This window comes from Ferruginibacter sp. (genome assembly GCF_028288465.1).
Lineage (GTDB): Bacteria > Bacteroidota > Bacteroidia > Chitinophagales > Chitinophagaceae > Ferruginibacter.
Window position 1 is genome coordinate 20,616 of record NZ_JAQBNR010000023.1, and the last position, 6,417, is coordinate 27,032.

A 6,417-nucleotide genomic window follows, 5' to 3' on the forward strand; every position below is an offset into this window, starting at 1 on the left:
GGTCTAATTTATTTTTCTAAGGGTTAGGGCGATTTTTTTTAACCGCTCATTTTTCTTTATAAGATTCTTAAATTTGAAAAGCAGCAAGTTTTCACCAGTTGACTTTGATGATACATTAATTTTAAAGGTAGGGTTATCATACAGATATCCGGGGCCGTTCGCATTGAGCAGGTTGATTAATTGGATTGCAAACTTAGCGTAATAATCCTTATGTTTTTCGGCAATGTATTTATTGGAATACAAAAGCTTTTCCCTGCTAATATTCCGGAACATAGAGCCTGATCTCACCCTGTAATAAAACAATATTTCCGGCAAAACAATTCCATTAAATCCATTGTGCAGCAGGCTGATTACGCTTTCATAATCTTCCAACCCATAATCTGTTTTATGATCGTTGATACCGCCTGCTAAAAAGGCACTTCGTTTGTAAACAAGACCGCTGCTGTTAATGGGATTATGCACCAACGCATAGGGCGGCTGCGGAGTAAAGGCAGGCCAAACAGCGTTGCTGTTCTCAAAATATTGCACCCATGATCCGGCAAAAAATACATTGTTGTTTTGCGCCAGCGCAAGTACCGCCTTTTCATAATAAGATGGTGCGACTTTATCATCCGCATCTAAAAATGCCAGGTATTCTCCTTTTGCAATGACTGCACCTATATTTCTTGTTGCTGCAAGTCCCTCATTTAATCTGTCAATAACGGTAACCCCTTTTTTTACTCTCTGTTCATCCAATTTTTTAATGCTGAAAGCATCACAGCTGCCATCATTGACTACCAGTATTTCAATTTTTTTATAAGATGAATCAGTTACAGACTGAATGCATTCATCAATATAATTACCCATGTTATAAAATGGTATTACCACGGACAGCATATCCTTTACTGATTCATCTTTAGCAATTGGCATTTGCGGTTCCTGGTGAAGAAAAGGGAAATTATTTTGCCGTCCAACATTTATTTTTACCTGTTGCAAAAACCTAGTTTTCTGTGACAGAATTGTTTTAAATGCATACTGGTTGCTGACATGTTGAGCAGCGTTTGAGGCTATCTGCTTTATTGCAGCATCGTCATAAGACAAAATTTTATTTAACTGAGCTGCAAATGTTGCCGGCTCATTATGATCAAATAAAAATCCAGAAACGCCTTCTTCAATCATTTCAGCCTGCCCACCTTGTCTGGATGCAAGAACAACTTTTCCCATGCTCATGGCTTCCATAACAACGTAAGGCATATTGTCAACTATGCTTGGTACAATTATCAGGTGTGCATCCTGGATAGATGCGCTAATCTCTGATGGTTGTATTTTGCCATGTAATTTCAATAGTCCTTTTGCCAGGTACGCCGTATATTTTTCTTCAATCACTTGCCCCATAGTTTGCAGGTCCGGCTGATACACAATGTCGGTACCGCCTATAACATGCAGAGAATGTGTAAAACCATTATCCCATAATTTTTTAAAATAGCTCAATAACTCGAAGCTTCCTTTTTGAGGAGATAGCTTACCGTAATAAATGATGTGATTTCGTTTAAATCCGAAATTAGTAACCTGCTCAGTACTATAAGGATTGGCAATAACCGCTGTATTTTTTCCGCTGAACGAAATATGCTTTTGAATTTCCCTTACCAAAAAATGGGTTGGTGATATCAGAGCATCAGCTGCGGAAATGCTTTGCTTCTCCATTTCCCCTGTCCAAAAATCAGGGTAACAATAAATTGGCACACGGTTATATTCCAGGTAAATAAATGCAGGAGAGTGAAGTGTAACTACAATTGGCACTTCTGATAAAAATTTGTAACCGGTGTGCTTAAATTGAGTAATATAGTAAGCTATACCCAAATAATCCTGGGCTTCAATGAAATCCGGCTTACCTTCTGTTTCGATCAGTTTTTTAACAATGCTGGCAAAAGCATAACTCAGACGGGCAACGTATCCTAAGAACGTATGTACCTTATCGCGGTTACTGTTAAAACGGACCAATCTGATATTATTCAGTTCATTTGTTATCACAAAATCTGACACACCGTCATCCTGCGTGAACACAGTTATAGCGTGGCCGGCTTCGCTCAGCATTCGGGCTGTAAAATAACAGTAGGTGCTGATACCGCCACCATGCATAGGCGGATATTCTGACGTTAATAACCAGTAATTCAATCCTTGTATTTTTTTACATTGTCATCAAATAAAGAACGGAAGCTGCGTTTGCCCATGATCACTTTTATTATATGACCAAACTGTTTGTACCAAAGCGGCAGAATTTCATGTTCTTTATGATACCAGTCAAGCACTTCATAATATTCTTTTTCCTGAACTTTTTTACTCAACGTCAAAAAATCCTTGTAAAGTAATGTCCTTTGTTTCCATAGCATCCTCTCTGATTCAAATTCTTCCTTTTCCATGTAATATTTTGAAATAGCTATATTGGCTAAATTATCGCTTTCATATATAGTCAATTGCTTCTTCAAATCAGGAAGGGCGATGACATTATTAATTGCATCGATAGAAGCAATGATTAGTGTGGCCCTACACTCATTTTTTTCTGCAAATTCTTTTGGTACACAATCAAATTGATTTTGCAATAGCAATAAGGAACAATCTTCATCAGATTGAATTCCTTTTACAGCTAGATTGAAAATAGGAAATTCTATGTCATTAATTCCCTGTTGATTTAAATATGTCTTAATTATATCAATACTTAGACTGTCTTCCAAATGTACGTTGTCTGTAAATATGGGTATTATTTCTTGGCCCTTAATAGAACGATTTAATACAAGGAGCAAGTAAATTTTCGCTAATAAATTTGTGTCTGTATTCGCATTTAATAAAACAGATATCGAAATACTAACGATATAATCATTTTGTAATGAACTGAGAAATATATACAACTCACGCGTTAATTCAGCCTCATCTCGAACTAAAATATTTAGTTTGATGTGAACATTGACTATTGTACTTCTATCCTGTAATACAGATGCGTTGAGCGTGTAGTATGGTAACACAATTTTATTCATTTATCAGATTCCCTTTATTGAGTAGTGCTGACTTGTAATAACCCAGCTCAAAAGTCTTTCCCAAGTATGAGTGACGGTACCATAAAAATTGTCTAATACATTGCCGTCTTCAAGTTCTTTACGGATTTCCAGAGGACAATGCCGCCTAAAGAAGTCGTTCACCGGTTTTGCTCTTGCCCAAAACATGGTTCCTGCCACGAACGAATAAGATGGTGGCCGAATTTCATATTTAGTCATAAGTGCGGTAAGTATACTTCCGTTAGTACCAGAGAATAGGCCTTGTTCAAAAAGTTCTTTTATTATGTACTCTTCTGTTGCAATTATTCCACAACTCTGATTTTCCTGAAATATTTTCATTGTTTGACCGATACCGTCCGGCGAGATAATTTTTAACAAATCCTTCTTCCAGGTTGCACTCTTTAGTGCCTGCAAACTCTTTTTATCGTGAAGAAATAAAAGATAATCGGCTTCAATTTGCAGTTGTAGGAAAAGTTGTAAAAGGGCAAGTTTCGCGCCAATGTCTTTACCCTTATTAGATGTCGTAATAATAATACAATGTGGAAACCTATCCTTTAAAATCTTAGAGATGTTAATTTTATCTGGAGTATCGATGCATATATTAAACAGGAAAATAGTTTCTTGCTTGTTAAGGGATTTTAATTCCTGGCATATTAGGTCACAACTGTCCTCATAAAAAATATGATATAATACCGCGATAGTTGTTACTTTATTCATTGGCAATTATTCAAAACTTGGCAAATGACATTTTAAGTCTTTAATAAAATCAAAGCCTGACTCTTTGTTTAAAAAGTCTATATTTCTGAAATTCCGGTTTAAAAAATATCCTGCATTGTTTTCAAATTTGGAACAAAGGTCGCATATCATAATTGCCATGTTTTCAGGGTTAATATTATCCAAACTGAAAATATTATCATGGAAATTAGAAAGGTCCTTATTTGAAAATTTATTTGTTACAACTCCTAAATTAAATGCAGCCATTTCAAGTGGGGGGTAACTCGGATGAGGGGACACCATTAGCGAAATTCCAATCGCTGAGTCTAATAATAGATTTGCGTATTCATCTAGAGTAACTTTTCCTTTTACGATGATATCTATATCGTTTCCGAGCCTGATATTAGGATAAATTTCTCCCAAGGATATAATTTCCCAATCTTTGGCATTCGTATGCCAGAAACTCCATAATTCCAACCCCTTTACAATTATTTCATATGCATTTCTTTCAACCGAAGGACGCCCATAAAAAATTATTCTTTTCTTTTTAACAGGGATGGTTTTTGCGTTTAGGTGACTTGCAAGGTTTCTGTTAAGTCCTGGTTCAAAAATATAATGCCGGTTTAAAATAATACCGCTACTTTTTACAAACTCATATAACAATGAGGTATTAATTACGGCAATCATATTTTTTTGATGATATGTGCTTAGTGCCAATAAATAGCGGGATGACCATTTGTAAAACCCAGGTTCAAAATCCTGAATTAAATATATAAGAGGTGCGGCAGGCTCTCCCCATTTCTCTTTTTGCCAATTTAAAATTCTTTCCCCATTGTAAGATGTCCACCATGCTGTCGCTATAAATACGTCATTCTTTCTTACAGGGATCGTTTTATTGTATCTGTCGCCAAAACAAACAATTGATAGCCCGGACATGTCATTTCCCTCAGAGGTAACCAACTTCCAGTCTTCAGATTTGGGCAGGGCTTTTAAATCACTTATCGCTTCATCGGTTATTATAATTCGGGCATTTTTTGCATGCCCTATGAACTCGGTAAAAAAATCGAGTGCAGTATTTATGCCACCAAATGAAAACCTTATTGATAATGCAGGTACGAGTAAGTTAATTCTAACTTCGTCTATTTCACTCTCCCGGCAATTTATGGGCAAAATTTCCTGAATATTATATTCGGGAGGTAAACAAGCCGTTTCAGGAAGAGTGAATTTTTCAGAGAACAAAAATCCTTTTAAACGCTGACGATACTCCAATAATTTTGATTTCATGTTCTACGATTTACAAATGGGAGAAGTATGTGTAATGGATAGATTTGGATTGAAAAATGGGTCAGTCGTTTGTGTACGAAATGGTTCATATTTTAATGCAGATTGAATAAAATCATTTTCTGGCACATAACTACCCCTGCTTTTTGATTCGTAATGATACAATTTTACATTGCTCTGAACAACATTAAATAAATTTATTTTGTGTGCCCGGATACCAAGCTCAACATCGCTCCCACAAATAATAAATGATTCATCAAACATCCCGAGTTCTTCAAACCGAGATTTTTTTATTGCCATGCAGGCGCCAGTTACTGCAAGAACATTATGCGGCATTTCGTTCGATATATACGGACTCGGAAAATGCGAAACATGCATTCCTTTGAAAACATGATCGGCCCATCCATTCATTCCTACCGTAACACCTGCATGCTGCAAAGTATTATCTTCATAAAGCAAGGATGCACCAACCGCTGCTATATTTGGAAGGCTGGCACATTCGCATAACCTTTCCATCCATTCAGGAGTAATTACAGACACGTCGTTATTCAAGAATATGAGGTATGTTCCATTTGCACTTTTACAGCCGAGGTTGTTTAATTTACTCCAGTTAAAATCAAAAAAGGCGTCAATCACTTTTATGAATTTATATATAGCCTGAATTTTTTTGAAATATAAAAAAGTAACATCTTCTTTAGAATTGTTATTTAGAATTATAATTTCATAATTTTTCCAGGCTGATTTTGTTACAATACTTTCGATACATGGCTTTAAAAATTCCAGTTTATCTTTCGTTGGAATAATAATTGAAATTTTATTAGTTTCATCAAAACAAAAGCGTGGCAAATAGGTAAATGCATATTTGCCATCTTCCACATTATTAAAATGTAAAGGATACTTTTTCGCTAGATAGTTTTCCAATGCTTTTTTCCCAGCTGTATGGGCGTAGGGTTTAGAATCGCTGATCATCGAAGTTGAAGCTTTATGTAAACGCCAATGATAAAGGATGTATGGCAGATGTTTTATAGTGGCGCCACCGGCTATAATTTTTAAAAAGAGGTCATAATCCTGGCTTCCATGCAAACCTTCTGTAAATCCTGTTACTCGTTCAACAGCTGTGCGGCGGATGCATGCCAGGTGAGTGATATAATTTTGGGAATAAAATAATGTGGGGGACCAGTCTGGTTTAAAAAAAGGCAGTGATCTTTCTCCATCCTCATTTATTTTGTCTTCATCACTATAAAAAAAATCGGTGCTATCATCCTTATTCAAATCTTCAATTATCCTGTACAACGCCAACGATGCTAATTTGTCATCATGATCTAAAAGGCAAACAAATTCTCCTGTTGCCAGTGAAAGAGCAGTGTTGCTCGATATTGCAATGTGTCCATTT

Annotated in this window: 5 protein-coding genes; all 5 read right to left on the reverse strand. The window is 36.1% G+C overall.

The window, feature by feature from the left end; all coding sequences use genetic code 11:
• Positions 1-3: 3 nt before the first annotated feature.
• The gene (locus JWR61_RS11950; RefSeq protein WP_301928040.1) at positions 4-2,154 is read right to left on the reverse strand and encodes a glycosyltransferase; all 2,151 of its coding nucleotides are present in this window, start codon (positions 2,152-2,154) and stop codon (positions 4-6) included.
• Entirely contained in the window at positions 2,151-3,011 is an 861-nt protein-coding gene (locus JWR61_RS11955; RefSeq protein ID WP_301928041.1) for a hypothetical protein, read from the reverse strand. Before JWR61_RS11955 ends, JWR61_RS11950 begins: the two co-directional genes overlap by 4 nt.
• A 3-nt stretch (positions 3,012-3,014) precedes the next feature.
• The gene (locus JWR61_RS11960) at positions 3,015-3,746 is read right to left on the reverse strand and encodes a rhamnan synthesis F family protein (RefSeq protein ID WP_301928042.1); all 732 of its coding nucleotides are present in this window, start codon (positions 3,744-3,746) and stop codon (positions 3,015-3,017) included.
• A gap of 6 nt (positions 3,747-3,752) precedes the next feature.
• Complete coding sequence (locus tag JWR61_RS11965) at positions 3,753-5,027, reverse strand: hypothetical protein (RefSeq protein ID WP_301928043.1); 1,275 nt, start codon at positions 5,025-5,027, stop codon at positions 3,753-3,755.
• A gap of 3 nt (positions 5,028-5,030) precedes the next feature.
• On the reverse strand, positions 5,031-6,417 hold a 1,387-nt coding region (locus tag JWR61_RS11970), incomplete at its 5' end, for a glycosyltransferase (RefSeq protein ID WP_301928044.1).